This is a genomic window from Pseudoflavonifractor sp. An184, assembly GCF_002160305.1.
GTDB lineage: Bacteria > Bacillota > Clostridia > Oscillospirales > Oscillospiraceae > Lawsonibacter > Lawsonibacter pullicola.
In genome coordinates this window covers 47,129-63,612 of record NZ_NFKI01000016.1, presented here as the reverse complement: position 1 = coordinate 63,612, position 16,484 = coordinate 47,129, and the positions used below count along the sequence as shown (strand labels likewise).

General features: G+C 59.4%; 14 protein-coding genes and 1 tRNA gene. 9 read left to right on the top strand and 6 right to left on the bottom strand.

Features of this window, described 5'->3' with window-relative positions; genetic code table 11:
• Window positions 1–150: 150 nt before the first annotated feature.
• The gene (locus B5F19_RS07465; RefSeq protein ID WP_087289469.1) at window positions 151–1,476 is read right to left on the bottom strand and encodes a glucose-6-phosphate isomerase; all 1,326 of its coding nucleotides are present in this window, start codon (window positions 1,474–1,476) and stop codon (window positions 151–153) included.
• Between the two features lie 183 nt (window positions 1,477–1,659).
• Here B5F19_RS07465 and B5F19_RS07460 point away from each other — a divergent pair.
• Window positions 1,660–1,735: transfer RNA gene (locus B5F19_RS07460), tRNA-Val, on the top strand.
• Between the two features lie 182 nt (window positions 1,736–1,917).
• Here B5F19_RS07460 and B5F19_RS07455 read toward each other — a convergent pair.
• A complete protein-coding gene (locus B5F19_RS07455) occupies window positions 1,918–2,331 on the bottom strand; it encodes a hypothetical protein (RefSeq protein WP_242972729.1) in 414 nt (137 codons plus the stop codon).
• Between the two features lie 297 nt (window positions 2,332–2,628).
• Here B5F19_RS07455 and B5F19_RS07450 point away from each other — a divergent pair, with 297 nt between their 5' ends.
• Window positions 2,629–2,853: a tyrosine-type recombinase/integrase gene (locus B5F19_RS07450; protein ID WP_242972728.1), complete on the top strand. Its 225-nt coding sequence runs from the start codon at window positions 2,629–2,631 to the stop codon at window positions 2,851–2,853.
• Between the two features lie 200 nt (window positions 2,854–3,053).
• Here B5F19_RS07450 and B5F19_RS07445 read toward each other — a convergent pair whose 3' ends face one another.
• The 3 genes from B5F19_RS07445 to B5F19_RS07435 form a co-directional block, all read right to left on the bottom strand.
• Window positions 3,054–4,697 carry an ATP-binding cassette domain-containing protein gene (locus B5F19_RS07445; RefSeq protein ID WP_087289468.1) on the bottom strand — a complete coding sequence of 548 codons (1,644 nt, stop codon included), beginning with the start codon at window positions 4,695–4,697 and terminating at the stop codon, window positions 3,054–3,056.
• Window positions 4,698–4,700: 3 nt separating this feature from the next.
• Window positions 4,701–6,527 carry an iron ABC transporter permease gene (locus tag B5F19_RS07440; protein WP_087289467.1) on the bottom strand — a complete coding sequence of 609 codons (1,827 nt, stop codon included), beginning with the start codon at window positions 6,525–6,527 and terminating at the stop codon, window positions 4,701–4,703.
• 107 nt (window positions 6,528–6,634) lie between these two features.
• Complete coding sequence (locus B5F19_RS07435; RefSeq protein ID WP_087289466.1) at window positions 6,635–8,017, bottom strand: hypothetical protein; 1,383 nt, start codon at window positions 8,015–8,017, stop codon at window positions 6,635–6,637.
• 218 nt (window positions 8,018–8,235) lie between these two features.
• On the opposite strand from B5F19_RS07435, the gene B5F19_RS07430 reads away from it, so the two are divergent.
• The 7 genes from B5F19_RS07430 to B5F19_RS07405 all read left to right on the top strand — a co-directional run bounded on the left by B5F19_RS07430 (window position 8,236) and on the right by B5F19_RS07405 (window position 15,064).
• Window positions 8,236–9,261, top strand: a complete 1,026-nt coding sequence (locus B5F19_RS07430; protein ID WP_242972727.1) for an ABC transporter substrate-binding protein — start codon at window positions 8,236–8,238, stop codon at window positions 9,259–9,261.
• On the top strand, window positions 9,258–10,970 hold the full coding sequence (locus B5F19_RS18260) for a histidine kinase (protein WP_204248305.1): 1,713 nt from the start codon (window positions 9,258–9,260) through the stop codon (window positions 10,968–10,970). Before B5F19_RS07430 ends, B5F19_RS18260 begins: the two co-directional genes overlap by 4 nt.
• Window positions 10,964–11,704, top strand: a complete 741-nt coding sequence (locus B5F19_RS07420) for a response regulator (RefSeq protein ID WP_087289465.1) — start codon at window positions 10,964–10,966, stop codon at window positions 11,702–11,704. Before B5F19_RS18260 ends, B5F19_RS07420 begins: the two co-directional genes overlap by 7 nt.
• Window positions 11,705–11,724: 20 nt before the next feature.
• The gene (gene pgmB, locus B5F19_RS07415; RefSeq protein ID WP_087289464.1) at window positions 11,725–12,384 is read left to right on the top strand and encodes a beta-phosphoglucomutase; all 660 of its coding nucleotides are present in this window, start codon (window positions 11,725–11,727) and stop codon (window positions 12,382–12,384) included.
• Window positions 12,381–13,154: an HAD family hydrolase gene (locus B5F19_RS07410; protein WP_087289463.1), complete on the top strand. Its 774-nt coding sequence runs from the start codon at window positions 12,381–12,383 to the stop codon at window positions 13,152–13,154. Before pgmB ends, B5F19_RS07410 begins: the two co-directional genes overlap by 4 nt.
• A gap of 1,123 nt (window positions 13,155–14,277) precedes the next feature.
• Entirely contained in the window at window positions 14,278–14,445 is a 168-nt protein-coding gene (locus tag B5F19_RS17450; protein WP_162612543.1) for an antitoxin VbhA family protein, read from the top strand.
• A gap of 1 nt (window position 14,446) precedes the next feature.
• Window positions 14,447–15,064 carry a Fic family protein gene (locus tag B5F19_RS07405; RefSeq protein ID WP_087289462.1) on the top strand — a complete coding sequence of 206 codons (618 nt, stop codon included), beginning with the start codon at window positions 14,447–14,449 and terminating at the stop codon, window positions 15,062–15,064.
• A gap of 42 nt (window positions 15,065–15,106) precedes the next feature.
• On the opposite strand, the gene mobL is transcribed toward B5F19_RS07405, so the two are convergent.
• Window positions 15,107–16,210 (bottom strand): relaxase MobL, encoded by a 1,104-nt coding sequence (gene mobL, locus B5F19_RS07400; RefSeq protein WP_087289461.1) that lies wholly within the window; start codon window positions 16,208–16,210, stop codon window positions 15,107–15,109.
• Between the last annotated feature and the right edge of the window lie 274 nt (window positions 16,211–16,484).

Genomic DNA, 16,484 nt, shown 5'->3' with positions numbered 1-16,484 from the left:
TCGGGATTGAAACGCCTCCGGGCGAAGTGAATTCGCCCTTCGGCAAATTCCTCCGCCTGCGGCGGTGGAATTTACGGCGCAGGCGCCGTTGCCCGCGCAGAGCGCGGGCTCCTGGGCAAGCCCCGCAGGCTGGAAGCTGGGAGCGGTTTCTTACAGGCGCTTCTCCAGCTCCGCCTTCCGGGCCTCATAGCCGGGCTTGCCCAGGAGGGCGTACATGTTGTTCTTATAGGCCTCCACGCCGGGCTGGTTGAAGGGGTTGACCTTCAGCAGGTAGCCGGACAGGCCGCACACATACTCGAAGAAGTAGATGAGATAGCCGGTGACCGTCTCGGACAGGGCGGGCATCTGGATGCGCACGTTGGGCACGCCGCCGTCCACGTGGGCCAGGATCACCGCCCGCATGGCCTGCTCCGCCACGAAGGACAGGGGCTTGCCGGACAGGAAGTTCAGCCCGTCCACATTCTCTGGGTCGTTGGGGATGAGGAACTCCCCCTTGGGGGCAAACTGGACCACCGTCTCCAGCATGAGTCGCTCACCCTCCTGGATATACTGGCCCATGGAGTGCAGGTCTGCGGTGTACTCCACGCTGGCGGGGAACAGGCCCTTGCCCTCCTTGCCCTCGCTCTCGCCGTAGAGCTGCTTCCACCACTCGGCGAAGAACCGGAAGCAGGGCTCGTAGCAGGCCAGCAGCTCCACCTTCTTGCCCCCCTCGTACAGGGCGTGGCGGGCGGCGGCATACTGCCAGGCGGGGTTGTCCGCGCCGGGGGCGGACAGGGCCTCCATGGCCTGAGCCGCGCCGTCCATCAGGGCCTCAATGTCGATACCGGCCACAGCGATGGGCAGCAGGCCCACGGCGGTGAGGACGGAGTAGCGGCCGCCCACCTCGTCAGGCACCACAAACTCCTCATAGCCCTCCTGGTCGGCCAGGCCCTTCAGGGCCCCGCGGGCCTTGTCGGTGGTGGCGTAGATGCGCTCCCGGGCGCCCTCCTTGCCGTACTTCTCCTCCAGCATCTGCTTGAAAATGCGGAAGGCCACGGCGGGCTCGGTGGTGGTGCCCGACTTGGAGATCACGTTCACCGAGAAGTCCCGGTCGCCGATGAGGGAGATGGTCTCCAGCAGGGCGTCGGTGGACAGGCCGTTGCCGGCGAAGAGAATGTCGGGGGTATTTTTCTGCTTCAGGTTATAGTTGGGGGAGCCCAGCAGTTCGATCACCGCCCGGGCGCCCAGATAGGAGCCGCCGATGCCGATGACCACCAGCACCTGTGACTGCTGCTGGATGCGCTTGGCCGCCGCCTGGATGCGGGCGAACTCCTCCTTGTCATAGTCCCGGGGCAGGGTCACCCAGCCGGTGAAGTCGCCGCCGGGGCCGTTGTGCTCCGCCAGCATCCGGGCCGCCTCCCGCAGGGCCTCCTCCCGGCTGGACAGATAGTCCTGGGGCAGGAATCCATTCAATTTTGACAGATCAAGGGTCAGCATGATGAAGTCCTCCTTCAAGCATCAAAAATATACGCCCTTAGTATAACATAAAGCCGGGAGTTTGCCACAGAAAAAGGAAAAATTCTCTGGGATTTTTTACCCCCTCCAGGCGGAGAAATCAGAAAATTCGAAAAAAGGGATTGACAAAACCTGTGCGGCCAAGTATAATAATCCATGCTGTTCGGACGATTAGCTCAGCTGGTAGAGCATCCGCTTGACGTGCGGGAGGTCACAGGTTCAAGTCCTGTATCGTCCACCACAAAAACCGCTGTTTTCGAGAGAAAACGGCGGTTTTTTGTAACTTTTAGCTTGCTTTTTCAAATCAAGAGACCATGCGTTTTCCGCATGACCACAGTTTCAGCCACAGACAGAGAAAACATGGGCCTCCGGAGGTGTTCTGCCTCCGGAGGCCCATTTGTGTATTACGCCGGATCGCCTTGGTCAACCCGCCAGTTCAGCCCGTTTTCCCCGTTCTCTCTCAGCGGTGAGCTCCGCCTTCATCTCCCGAATCAGTTCGGCCAGCTTTTCCTCACACTCGGCCTCTGTTTTCGCGTACACGTTCCGGGACATGCGCCTCCCGTTGATCTTTGGGGAGTAGCGACCCTCCCACAGGTGATCGTTGATCTGAGAGATACACCCGGTGCCCGGTTTACGGTACTTGCCCTTGACCGGCTGAAAGGCAGTCCTGCTGGGCGGTTTCAGTTCCTTTTCTTGCGGCGGCTCTGTCCCGGTGATGGCCCGGTCGATATTGTCCGCCGCCTTCTGCCGCATTTCGTCGGTGATATGGGCGTACACGTTCAGCGTGGTGGCACTGGACACATGGCCGATGACCGTGGATAGAGTTTTTACATCCATCCCATGCTCCAGGGCGCTGGTGGCAAAACCTATACGACCCGGAGCGCACTAAGGACCAGGAGGTTGACCGCACAAAAACAGACTTCGTCCGCTTCGTGCTGGGGAGTGTACCGGCCTAAAATGGGGACACCCAAGACCGCTGCATGCGTCCTGGTCATTTCCATTATGTAAAGTACCTTGTTATGCGCCTGATGTTAAAGGCCCAGCGAAAACGGGAAAATCCCGGCGCTGTCCTCGCAGACAGCTTCATTTTTTCCGGCGAGGCGGGGTATTTTCAAGGCCAGGGACCCCAACGCTGTGACCCGCCGTGTCAAGCGGTTTATGAAAACCCATGATCTGCCCGACCTCTCTCCCCACGACCTGCGGCACAGCTACGCCACCCTGCTTTTAGGCAACGGGGCCGATATTCAGAGTGTTCAACAGATTTTAGGCCACGTCAACACAAGTACGACTCTCAATTTCTACATCAAGACTGATTTGCGGCAAATGCAGGAGGCCGCCAGGAAACTGACAGAGCCATAAAATATACCGGCGGGGCAGTGCCCCGCCGGGTATTCTTTGTCAATACAATTGCAGAAACAAAGTGTACATAGAATATCCTAAAACTCGAAATTTGTGATATAGGTCTTTCCTCGTGATTTCATCCTGTTTCGAAGAGAATAGGCGGACTGTGCCATTCGCCCGGAGGGTCAGGCTTTATCTGAGTGGTTCCCATCCGGTCCTCACACTTGGAGGAATTCCAGGCTGCCCTGGGTGATGCACCGGCCGCTCTGCCGGTCAAAGAGCATGATATTGTCGCTGGAGATGTTCAGGCGCACCTTGGCCCCCAGGGAAAACAGGGTGCTCCCGAACACCACGCCGGTGAGGAGGAAGTCATCCACCCGCACCTTGATGGTGGACTCCATGCCGGTAGGCATGGCGCCGTAGATCTCCCCGTCCAGGCTGCCGGAGTCCTCGATGTCCAAAAACTCCGGCCGCACCCCCAGCACCAGGTCCTGATTGGTGAGCACGGGCTCCTCCTGAAGAGAGTCGTCCTCCTCCACCACCTTGGCGATGTGGTAGCGGAACACCTCGTCCTTGTTGCCCTTCTCCACGTAGTTTTTGTCGGCGGCCTGCTTCCGGCGAAGCTCCGCCCGCTCCTGGGCCTCCCGGTCCCGCGCCTGGAACCAGCTCTTCAGGTCCAGCGGCCGGGCCGGGCGGAATCTGGCCCGGCGGTTCCGGAAGAGGGTGAGGGCCACAGACCCGTCCTCCTGCTGCTCCCCACTGGCCTCCACGAAGTTGATGGAGGGGTTGCCCACAAAGTCGGCCACAAACAAGTTGCTGGGCTGGTGGTATACGGTGAGGGGGGCGTCGTACTGTTGGAGCACCCCGTTGTCAATGAGGCAGATCTGGGTGGCCAGGGTCATGGCCTCCATCTGGTCGTGGGTGACGTAGACGAAGGTGGAACCGGTCTCCAGGTGGAGGCGCTGCAGCTCATAGCGCATCTCCAGGCGCAGCTTGGCGTCCAGGTTGCTCAAGGGTTCGTCCATAAAGAGCACCGAGGGCTCGGGGGCCAGGGTGCGGGCAATGGCCACCCGCTGCTGCTGGCCGCCGGACAGTTCTGCGGGGTAGCGGTCCATAAACATGCCAATCTTTACGATGCGGGATACCCGGCGCACCGTCAGGTCGATCTCCTCCTTGGTCATCTTCCGGACCTCGGTGACCACCTGGCCGTTTTTCACCAGCTCAAAGTTCTCGTTCAGCTCCCCGCCGCCGGCCTGGGCGCTCTTTCGGGCCCCCTCCGCTTTGGCCTGAAGGGCGGTAATTTCGCCGGACAGGTCCTTGCCGCTCTCCACATGGTAGGCAAAGAGTTTTTTTGCGGTAAACAGGGAGATGGTGAAGGCGTCAATGAGCTTCAGATGGGCCTTCTTCTCATCCAGCTTGCCGTTTTTGTCCCGGCACTCCTCCAGGACCTTCACCACCTCGTCGGGCTTTTGCAGAATCTCCGCCAGGCGGGCAGCGTTTTTGGCCTCAAAGTCCACCTTGGGCATGGGCTCTTTCACGTTGCTCAGACCAAAGGCGATGTTGTCATAGACCGTCATGTTGGGCCAGAGGGCATAGTTCTGAAACAAAAAGCCCACTTTTCGCTTGCTGGCTGGAATGTTAATCCCCAGGGCGCTGTCAAAAACAACCTTGTCGCCGATGGTAATGCGGCCGCTGGTTGGAGTCTCCAGTCCGGCGATCATCCGCAGGGTAGTGGTCTTGCCGCAGCCGGAGGGACCCAGCAGGGTGACAAAGGCGTTGTCCTGGATGACCATGCTCAGGTCGTCCACCGCGTAAAATTTTCCCCACCGCTTGGTCACATGTTCCAATCGAATCTCTGGCATAGTTTAACCTCCTATTCCCTTGTCCAGGCTGGCCCCGGTGATCTTGTTCACCAGGGTGTTGCACACCAGGATGGTGATAATCAAAATCAGATTGATGCCGCTGGAGAAGGCGTACAGACCCATCTCGTCGAAGTAGTCCAGGGTGGTGGCCAGGATAAAACCCTGAGTGCAAAGCAGCATGAACAGGGACAGCTCCCGCAGGCAGGTCATAAAGGGGAGCAGATAGCCGCTGATAATGGAGGACTTCTGAATGGGAATGATGATGCGGGTCATGCGCTTGACCCAGGGGATGTTCAGGATCATGGCAGACTCCTCGATCTCCCCGGACAGCTGGAGCATGGAATTCAGAGAGCTTCGGCTGGCAAAGGGGATGTACTTGATGGTGCCCACAATGATCAGCAGGGTGTAGGTGTTGAACAGATTGATGTATTGGTTGGAGAACAGGATAAAAAAGGCCACGCCCACGGCAATGGAGGGCATCAGGTAGGGCAGAAAAGCCACTGAGTTTACATAGTTGGCCAGCTTGCTTCGTCGGTTTTTGGACACGGCGTAGCCGATCATGGTGCCGATGGTGCCCGCCAGCAGGGAACAGCACACGGACACCCAGATGGTCCCTTTGAAGGCGCGCCAGATGGTGTCGTTGTGGAGGATGCCCTTCTGGCCGTACATACCGTTCTCGGTGATGTTCTCGTCGGTGACCCACCATTTGGTGGTCAGGTTGTCTGTGTCCCCGGTGTACAGGAAGGAGTAGTCGCCGGGGTTGGGGAGAAAGGTCTCAAAGGCGAAGGAGACGATGGGGAAGATGCTGGTGAAAAAGGTCACCACGACCAGCACCAGGGCAATGACATATTTGCCCACCCGGCCCAGGTTGATCTTGGAGATCTGCCCGGATTTTCCGGTGACGGTGGTGTAGTTTTTCCGGCTCTGGAGGCTCAGCTGGTTGAGCAGCATGATGGCCACGCCGAAGATCATCATGATGATGGCCAGGATGCTGGCCTCGCCGGTGTATTTGGAGTTCATGGACACGTATTTTGTGGCCAGAGTGGTCAGATTCAAATAATGGGGCACCGGGTAGCTGCCCATGGAGCTGCCGAACACCAGCAGAATGGTGGACAAAATGGCGGGCTTCACCATGGGGAGGGTCACCCGGAACATAATCTTCCACTTTGGAGTGTCCAGGATGGTAGCTGCCTCCTCCAGATTCGCGTCCATATTCCGGAAAATGCCGCCGATGAGGATATAGGCGAAGGGGGCGTAGTGGAGACCCAGCACCACCACGCTGGGGAACAGCCCCAGGCACCACCAGGCGGGCATCTCAATGCCGAGCGTGGCAGCCAGAAGACCGTTGGAAGTTCCCGTCACAGCATTGGAATTGAACATGTGCTGCCACACCACGGCCAGGGTCCACTGGGGCATGATGTAGGGGAAAATGAAAATGGAGCTCAAATACTTCCGCCAGGCCAGATTGGTCCGGGTGATCAGGAAGGCGAACAGACCGCCGAACAGAATGGACACCACACAGGTGCCCACCGCCAGCAGGACGGTGTTCCACAGGGGCTCCCACAGGTTGGTCCGGGCCAAGCTGCTGGTAAACAAGTCGATGTAGTTCACCAGGGTATAGCCGGAAACCTGTCCGGTGAGGTGGGCATCGATGGTGCCCGGGTGGATTTTGAAGGTATCCTCCACGATAGCCACAATGGGGGCCACTGTGGTGACCGTAAGGACAAGGCCCATCAGAACCAGGATCACGTTGTAGGGCTTGGAGAAAAAGGTCTTGATCTTATTGCGCCGCACAACAGATGTGCTTACCTGGAGGGGGGTTGAAGCCATAAAATCTCTCCTTTCTGCCAGAGGTCAGGGCAGAGGGGCTGAAATGGAGGGGCGCCCTTGGACACCGGAGGCTCCAAGGGCGCCGAGAATGCAGCGTGCGCGGCAACTCAGCCGGCCGTGTAGCGGTCCAGCATCTCAATCCAGCTGCCCACGGTGAAGGCCACGGAGGCGCAGTACTCCGGATCTTCCAGCACCAGCTGGCCGTCGGTGGTCCACCAGTCATAGCCGTGGTCGTTGAGGGCCGCGAACTCCACGGTGGTGCCATCCTCAGCCATGCCGCCGGTCTGATGGTGATAGATCTCCTCATTTTCCTCGGCCACCAGGGGGTTGGAGGAGTAGCCGCCGATGTCCTTGCCCCAGGCGGAGAAGCCGTCGGCGGTGCAGGTCATGTAGGCGATGAAGGCGCAGGCGGTCCAGGGCAGGGGGCTGTTGTCGGTGACGAACAGATAGTGGCAGTAGCCGAAGCCGCCGATGCCGGTGTAGCCGTCGTTATAGGCAGCCACAGTAATGTTGTTCTTGGAGACGGTGGCGGACTCCTCCACCGAGCGCAGCTTGGAGTACACCAGCAGGCCGAACTGGTCGGTGGCAGACTGGTCTACCAGAGTGTTGCAGATAGGTCCGTCGTCGGTCTGGGCGTTATAGCTGCCCACCCACAGCTTGATCCAAGCCAGGGCGTACTTGCCGTTCTCACCCAGGCCCAGGCTCTCGGCTTCGGAGGCCATCTCGTCAATGGTGGGCTGGAAGTAAGCCTGCTCATCGGCGGACAGGGCCTCAAAGGCGTCCTTCAGCCAGCCGGCGTAGGTGTCCTCCGTGAGCATGTACAGGAAGTTTTTGCCCACCAGCTCGGAGTCGATGTCCATAAACAGACCGTGGGCGTCCTCTCCCACAAAGTCCCAGCAGTTGTCAAAGGTTTTGGAACCGGTGTTGTTGTACATAAACACCTTGTTCAAGGTCTGCAGAGGCAGATAGCCGTTGTACTCCTCCGCTGTGGTGCCGTTGGCGTCCGCCCAGTCCTTGGGGATGAAGGTGTCCAGAATACCGGTCTGGACCATCTTGGATTCGATCTGGTTGCCGTCCTGGATGAGGGTCATGGCAAAGGTACCGGTGTCCTTCAGAGAATCGGAGGTCAGCTGATCGAAGATTTTGTTGTTCTTGGGCTGCTGCCATTCAAACTCCAGGGTATAGCTGGGATCGATGGACTGCAGGTACTCCACGAACAGAGGCAGAGCGGTGGCGCCGCGGCTGGAGTTGCCCACGCCGTAGAACTTCTGGCCGTTGGACTCTTCAATGGCCTTCTGAGCCAGCTCCTCCAGGGTCATGCCCTGGGCTTCCTGGATGATCTGCTGTGTGGCGGTCAATTCTCCGGTGCCGCCGGAAGAAGCGGGGCCGGAGCTGCCTCCCGCCTGAGAGGTTCCACCGCCTCCGCCGCCGCAGGCGGCCAGAGAGAGGGTAAGGGACGCGGAGAGCAGTAGTGCAAGTGCGCGTTTCATAATGGTTCCTCCTTCGGTATTCTGCATAAAATAGAGTCTGCGGACAGGAGGTCCGCTGGTAAATTTATTGTATCCGCCTTTCCGCCAAAAGAGTAGGGGACAAATCTGCGGTTTTTTGTTCTCCTCTGCTTTTTTCGTCAAATACAATGAAAGACGTCGAAAAAGTGTGCTATAATTAGGCAAAACGGAACAGAATCTGTGGGCAGAGGAGTGAAATGATGAAGAACATGCGCGGTCTTGCTCTGGGATTGGCGGCTGTGCTGCTGCTCTCCGGCTGCGGGGCGGGAGCAGACAGCTCCGGCTCCTCCTTTGCGCCGGCGGAGGAGGACCGCCTAGTGGTCTACACCTCCCACAAGGAGGAGGTGTGGTGGCCCATCGTCCGGGAATTCGAGGAGCGCACGGGAATCTGGGTGGATGTGGTCACCGGCGGAACCAATGAACTGCTGGAGCGCATTGCCCAGGAGGCGGAGGACCCGGCGGCGGATGTGATGTTTGGGGGCGGAGTGGACAGCCTGGAGGTCTATCAGGACTGCTTCGACCCCTACCTGTGTGCCGGGCAGGAGGATATTTTAGAGCGGTACCGCTCAGAGGACGGGCTGTGGACCCCCTTCTCCGCCCTGCCGGTGGTGCTCATCTACAACACCAAGCTCCTCTCCCCCGGAGAGGTAGCCGACTGGGCGGACCTGCTCCAGCCGGAATTTCAGGGCAAGATCGCTTTCACCGACCCCGGTGTGTCCGGCTCCTGCTTCACCGGCCTGGTCACTCTGCTCCAAGCGGTGGGTGGGGACCGGGACGAGACTCTGCGGCAGTTTGCCCGCCAGTTGGAGGGCCGGGAGCTGGACAGCTCGGGGGACATCCTCGCCGCCGTGTCCAGCGGCAGCTGCTGGGTGGGGGTCACGCTGGAGGAGAGCGCCTGGAAACGGGTGCAGGCGGGGGACAGCATCGCGGTGGTCTACCCCCGGGACGGGACCAGCTCGGTACCCGACGGCAGCGCCCTCATCCGGGGCGCCGTCCACCCAGACAACGCCAAGCGGTTTTTGGATTTTACCGTCAGCCAGGAGGTGCAGCAGCTGCTCTCCGACCAGTACCGCCGCCCGGTGCGGGAGGATGTGGGGACCAATCCCGCCCTGCCCGGCCTCTCCGAGGTGGTTCTGGTGGATTACGACCTGGCCTGGGCCAGTGAAAACCACGACGCCATCTTAATGTCCTGGGCCTTCTACCAGGGCGGGGAGGAGGAGCCATGAGACGACTGCTGTCCGCCTCCTTCCGCAACCGGCTGTTCGCCGCCTTGCTGGCCGCCTCCCTGATCCCCCTGCTGCTGTGCTCCGCCCTGCTGCTGCAGATCTTCCGCCTGCGGATGGAGGACCGGGCCCAGGGGGAGGCGGACGGCTATCTGGACAGCGTGGGCCAGACCCTGGACCAGGCCTGCCGGTCCTTTTCCTCCGCCGCGGCCGCCCTGGAGCGGGACGGGGTGCTCTCCCAGGCCCTCCTCCAGGGCAGCCCCTCCCAGGGAGAGGTCTACCGCCTGTTCCTGGAGGACGTCCAGTCCGCCCAGACCCTGGCCCGCCTGGATCTGTACGACAGCCAGGGGAACTGGTACTGCTCCACCCGCAGCGCCGCCGGACGGAGCCTGTCCCCCCAGTGGGGGGTGCTGTACCAGGCCCGGGAACGGGCGGCCCTGACCTTTGTGGCCCCCGAGGACCCCGGGACCTCCAACTCGCCGGTGCTGGTGGGGGCCGCCCCCCTGGCCGGCCCGGACGGCGCGGCCCTGGGATTTCTGCTGGTCAGCTTCTACCAGTCTGACCTGCACCGGCTGCTGGACGGGGCGGTGGGGGACAGCTGCGACCTGCTGCTGTTGAGTCCCTACTGGCGGGCGGTCTACTGCTCCCAGCCCGCCCTGGCCGATTCCCTGGCGGACGACCTGCGCCGGCGGCTGCTGGACGGGGAGCCCCTCAGCGGCGCGGGGGAGGAATTCTCCTATCCCGTGGTCCAGGACGAGGCCACCGGCCTGTACGTGATTCTCCGCCAGCCCCAGGTCTTTGACCGGGGGACCATGAACATCCTGTACACCATCAGCCTGTCCAGCGCCCTGGTCTGTCTGGCCCTGGCGGTGGTGCTGAGCCTGGCCCTGAGCCGCCAGCTGTTTCAGCCCATCCAGCGCCTCCACAAGGCCATCCGCGAAGTGGCCCACAACAATCTGGACGTGTACGTCCCCCACGAGCACAACGACGAGCTGGGTCAGCTGGCCGACCGCTTCAACGACATGCTGGTGGCCCTGAAGCGCAACCAAGAGCAGCTGCTGGAGAACCAGCGGGAGCGGAACGAGGCCCAGATCCGCATGCTTCAGGCCCAGCTCAACCCCCACTTCCTCTGCAACACCCTGGACACCATGAAGTGGATCAGCAAGATCCACCATGTGCCCCAGGTGGCGGACATGTCCACCAATTTGGCAGATATCCTGCGCTTCTGCATCTCGCCGGAGGAGTTTGTCCCCCTCCGCCGGGAGACGGAGATTGTGGCGCGCTATGTGGAGATCCAGCGCATCCGCCTGTCCGGCTCCTTCGCCTTTGTGCTGGACATCCCGCCGGAACTGGAGGAGGCCCTGGTCCCCAAGATGATGCTCCAGCCTATCGTGGAGAACGCCCTGCTCCACGGGCTGTCCGGCCAGCCGGACGGTGCCGTTGAGGTGCGGGCCCGGCGGGAGGGGGCGGTGCTGCGGCTCACCGTCTTGGACAACGGCGTGGGCCTGCCCCCGGAGCTGGAGGGCCCCTACGCCTGCCGGGACCAGGAGGAGACCCGGGGCCATCTGGGCCTATACAATGTGGACACAATTCTGCGCAAACACTACGGGGAGCAGTTCGGGCTCTGCCTGGAAAACCGGCCGGACGGCACGGGCACCATGGTCACCGCCACCCTGCCCCTGCGCTATAAGGAGGATGCATCGTCATGCTGAAGGTTCTGGTTGTGGAGGACGAGGAGCTCATCCGCAAGGGCATTGTCCTGGCCGTGGACTGGGCCGCCCTGGACTGCGTCGTGGTGGGGGAGGCCTCCAACGGCGAGGAGGCCCTGGACGCCGTGGAGCGCCTCTCCCCCTCCCTCATCATCACCGATCTGAAGATGCCCCGGATGGACGGCATTGAGATGCTCCGCCGCCTGCGGGAGGCGGGCAACCCGGTGTACGTCATCATCCTCACCGCCTATGACAGCTTCACTTACGCCCAGAGCGCCCTGCGGCTGGGGGCGGTGGACTTCCTCCTGAAGCCCTTCCACGACGGGGAGCTGGAACAGGCGGTGCGGAATCTCCAGAGCCGCATGCAGACCAGCGAGCCGGTCCACGGCATTCCCGGCCTGAAAAAGGGGGACAAGAGCAAGTACGTCCTGGAGGCCATGGACTACATCGGTGCCCACTACAACGACCCGGGCATCACCGTGGGGAGCATCGCTCAGAGCCTGGGCATCAGCGAGGGGCACCTGAGCCACATGTTCAAGAAGGAGACTGACTACACCCTCCTGAACTACCTGACCCGGTACCGCATCCATAAGTCCATGGAGCTGCTGCGGGATTGCCGCCGGAAGGTCTACGAGGTGGCCGAGCTGGTGGGCTATAAGGATGTGACCTACTTCTCCGCCACCTTCAAAAAAGTGGTGGGGATCTCCCCCTCCGAATACCAGGACACCTGTCCGTGAACAAAAGGAGTACATACGCCATGATACAGGGAATTTGTTTTGATTTGGACGGCGTGCTGATCCACACCGACGAGCTGCACTATCTGGCCTGGAAGGGGCTGGCCGACCGGCTGGGTGTCCCCTTCAGCCGGGAACAGGGGGACCGCTGCCGGGGAGTCTCCCGGATGCAAAGCCTGGAGATCGTGCTGGAGCACGCCGGCCGCGCCTACTCCCAGGAGGAGAAGGAGCGCTTTGCCCAGGAGAAAAATGAAGCCTACCGAGCCATGCTAGAGGCCCTCTCCCCCGCCGACGTGCCGGAGGACGTGCCCCCCACCCTGGAGGAGCTGCGTCGGCGGGGCTGCCGCCTGGCCCTAGCCTCGGGCAGCAAAAACGCCGGGCTGATTTTGGCCCGCACCGGCCTGGGGACCTATCTGGACGCGGCGGCGGACGGGAACCACATCACCCGCTCCAAGCCCGACCCAGAAATCTTCCTGACCGCCGCCCAGATGCTGGGTCTCCCCCCGGAGCGCTGCGCCGCCGTGGACGACGCGGTGGCCGGCATCCAGGCGGGCCGGGCCGCCGGAATGGTCACCGTCGCCATCGGGGATTCGGCGGCACACCGGGCTGGGGATTACGACCTGGAGCGGTTTGGCCAGCTTTTAGACTTGTTTCCCGGTCCCGGGAAGGAGGAAGGTCTGTGACCCGCCTGGTCGCCTGTGACATTGACGGAACCCTGCTGGACGGGAGCACCGCCATTGCCCCCGCCGTCTTCACCCAGATCCGCCGCCTGTCCCGGCTTGGGGTGTATTTCTGTCCCGCCAGCGGCCGGCAGTACAGCAGCCTGCGCCGCCTGTTCGCTCCGGTGGCTGGCCAGTTGAGTTGCCTCTGTGAAAACGGCGCGGTGGTCTTTGGCCCGGGTGATCCCGGTCCGATCCTAAGCAAAACGGAGATGGCGCGGGAGCAGGCCCTCGCCCTGTGCCGGGACATCCTGGCGCTGCCCCGGTGCGAGGTGCTGATCTCTGGTGCCAATACCAGCTATCTGTGTCCCAAGCAAAGCGACGTCGTTTCCCTGATGCGGGACTTTGTGGGCAACAATGTCGCCCTCTTGTCTGCCCCCGAGGAGACGCCTGAGGCCATCGTCAAGGTCTCCGCCTATTGCTGGGACGGCGCGGCGGCGGTGGAGCCTCTGCTGGCACCAAGGTGGCGGACGCAGTTCCGAGTGGCCGTCGCGGGGCAGGCCCGGCTGGATTTTACCCTGGCAGACAAGGGGACGGGCATCCGGCAGCTGTGCGCCGCCCTGGACGTCCCGCAGTCGGATGTGATGGCCTTCGGGGACAACTACAACGATTTGCCCATGCTGGAGGCGGTGGGGCACCCCATTCTGATGGAAGGTGCGCTAGCGGAACTGCTCAGCCGGTTTTCTAATCGCTGCTCCCGGGCGGAGCATATCCTGGCCAGCTTGCCGTTCTGAGCCTTGTCATTTCCTGGAAAGAATCGAGGCCCCTGGTTTCCTTTGATGGCAGCCAGTGACATGAAGCCTATCAAATATCACGATAACAGCTCCCCAATTTGTTGATTTTGTTTATGTGCTTTGGCCGGGAGGAAATGGTTCAGGAGTACAAAGATTAGAATCATACGGATGTTTCTGTGACAGCAGCCTCTTGGAAGATCGCTGAAAAGTCTTGTAGCTACCTAAGGCGAACGCTGCGAATAAGAGAACGGCTGACTAAAAATCTTACAGACGCGAAGTTCTTTTTCTGTTGCCATATTATTGTGAACACCATCGCAAAAGCGTTTTCACGGTAACTTGCGAAAAAACGAGCTGACTAAGTACCGCTACGGCTAAGAAAACCGTAATCTCACCACATTTGTGCAAACGGTCAAATCGTGGAAGTCAACGCTCCCAACGGTGTGACAACATAACCTGCCACAGAGAGCGGCGGAGCAGGCGGAAACCTTGCGCGTAAAGAGTGACAGAAAGCAAACAGATTGGAGCAGATAAGGCCATAAAGCGCTGAAAAATAGCTGAAAAAAACTCCAAGCTCCCTTTAATGTGCGGGAGAGGTCACAGGTCCGAGCCCTGTATCGTCCACCAAAACGAAAGGACATCCGAGAGGATGTCCTTTCGTTTTGGGTTTCGCCGCCCAAAGGCGGCTACACCCTTCGGTATTTTAATGCTCAGGGCGGCAAAGCCGCCCCTCCGCCGAGGATTTGCCTGCGGCAAAACGCTCGAACGCCGCAAAAGCGGCGCGGCCCAGATGGGCCGTTGGGCGAGATGTCAAGATGGCTAATCGAAAATTTGAAATATCTAGATTGTAGTGCTCTGCCAGAAAAACAGCTATTTTCGAAGGAAGACAGCGGTTTTTCACAACTTTTTGCTTGCTTTTCCAAATCAAGTGGCCATGCGCTTTCCGCATGACCACAGTTTCAACCACAGACAGAGAAAACATGGGCCTCCGGAGATGCGTTGCCTCCGGAGGCCCATTTGTGTATTATGCAGATACATGGTTACTTCGTACCTGCGCCCCTTGCAACGGCGATGGTCTTATGCTACAATGCAGGCACAAAGAACCTGATTCGCGGGAGGGATAAACATGTCTGACTCCATTGAACGCTCCATTCGGACAGCGGAGCTTTCCCTGAGAATGGAGGGGTTTTCTGTCACGGACGCCTGTAAGGAACTTTGCCGCAAGCTGCTGGCCGGGGAGATCACGCTGCAGGAATATCTGACGCAAGTGATTTCAGGCGAAGGGAAGGCCTGATATGGCGTACAGCATAGACGCGCTTACAGAGGACTGCTATCCAGGGACGACCTGCCTAATCAATAAACTAGGGATTCAGGATGAGGAGAAACTGGCGGAGACCGAAGCGGCTATTGTTTTGGGCAAGGCCAGTTTGCTGGATCAGCAGCCGATGGCAGGTGCATTTGATTTTGCACATTACAAATCCATCCATCATTTTTTGTTTTGCGATCTCTACAATTGGGCAGGGCAGATACGTACGATCAACGTTTCAAAAAAGGGAACGGTTTTTGTTCCTGCTGCTGAGATTCCGTCGTGTGCAGATGCGTGTTTTTCTCGGTTAGCTGCCTTTACCGATGAAGGTCTTTCTCATCAGAAATTCATCGAGGCAATTGCGGATTTTTACAATACGATCAATATGCTGCACCCATTCCGGGAGGGAAACGGAAGAACCCAGCGGCTCTTTTTCACCCAGTGGATTCGTCACTTAGGCTATGAGTTTGATTTGTCAGATGTCGACCCGGATGAGTTCATGATCGCAACAATATACGCAGCGCAAGGAGTGATGGATCCATTGATCGAGTTTTTTGAGCAAAAGCTCCAAGGGCCAACCATGGGATTAGATATGACATTTCGATAGGAATTTGAGTACCGAACAGTCCTGTTACTGTACGGTACTTTATTATTTCATGGTCATACCACCCCAGGTTTGAATCAGTTCCTCCTCATGGTCGTCCGGCTTGTGGCCCATGGCGATTTTCTTCTCCTGAATTTTTCTTCGGAGTTTGCGGTCAACGTGTAGGCCGGTGCTGGAGTGGGGCAGAACGTGGTTCTCAAAGATCCGGCTCATGTGGTAGAGCAGGCGCGTGGCCGCCAGCATGACGGAGGGCGGACGGAGGTCATCCTGGTGTTCCAAGAAGAATTGTGCATACTGGTTTCCCTGGGCGGCGGAGCGGCTGAACCAGTCTATCGCCTGGGTCTGGTCGTGAGTCATGCCCTGTCCTGTCAGGTACAACTTGCCCAGCATATACTGGGCATACTGGTTGTCCGCTTCTGCAGATTGTGTGAACCAATCTACCGCTTTGGCGGTATCTTTAGTCAGCACCTCGCCGGTCAGATACTCCTTTCCCAGCCAGTAGGCGGCCCAGGAATTTCCCTGGGCCGCCGCTTCTTTTAGCCAGCGGATGCCCTCGTCCGGGTCTCGGACTTCGGGATCGTCAGAGAGAAGCAGTTTCCCCAGAGCATACTGTGCCTCTGGAAGGTTTTGCTTGGCCGCTTGAACGAGCCAGTGTTTCGTCCTCCGGCTGTCCGGAATCAGCAGAGGGCCGTCCCGATAGAGCTGGCCTATCAGAAACTGTGCGTGGGCGTCTCCACGTTCCGCCAGCCGCTCCAATTCCTCTACCGCGCTATCCCGGTCTGCCAGAGAAAGGTGCTCGTCCCGGATGATCTGCCGCAGTTCCCAGCAATCATAGGACTCGCCCCACAACTGCTCCGGTTCATCATAGCCGGTCAGGTCAGCGTCCTCGGAGGTGATATCCCCCAACCGTATCCGCTCCGCCTCCTGGATGACAGCGTTCTTGATCTGACGGAACTCCTTCTCCTGGGACAGCTTTTTCTTTTCTTTGGGCTTGTCGTGGTAGTAGCTGTCAACTTCATTTTGGAGAGCGCACCATTGTTCGTAGCACTCACAGACCTCTGACAGTTCCTCCAGCTTATCCACGATTTCGTCCACGGTTTTCTTTACTGGCTTGGGCAGGTAGCCGTAGGACTTCTTATATGCGGTCACGTGGGTGCTTCCTCTGTCACCCGTTGGTGCTCACCTGGCGATTCCAATATGTCTAACTGCTGCGGATAAAACGCATCCGTGGCCTGTTGAATAGGTAGAATCGTATAGAGATTATTGCCGTTCTGTTTCATCCCATGCCGGTCGATATAGCTGGTGCGTTCCACCGTGATGAGTTGCTTATCAGAGATCGTAGTGATGTGTTTCATCACAGTATTGACAGACAGACCGGTAGTCTCTGCGATGGTGCTATTCTTTGGAAAGAATTTGAAGATGT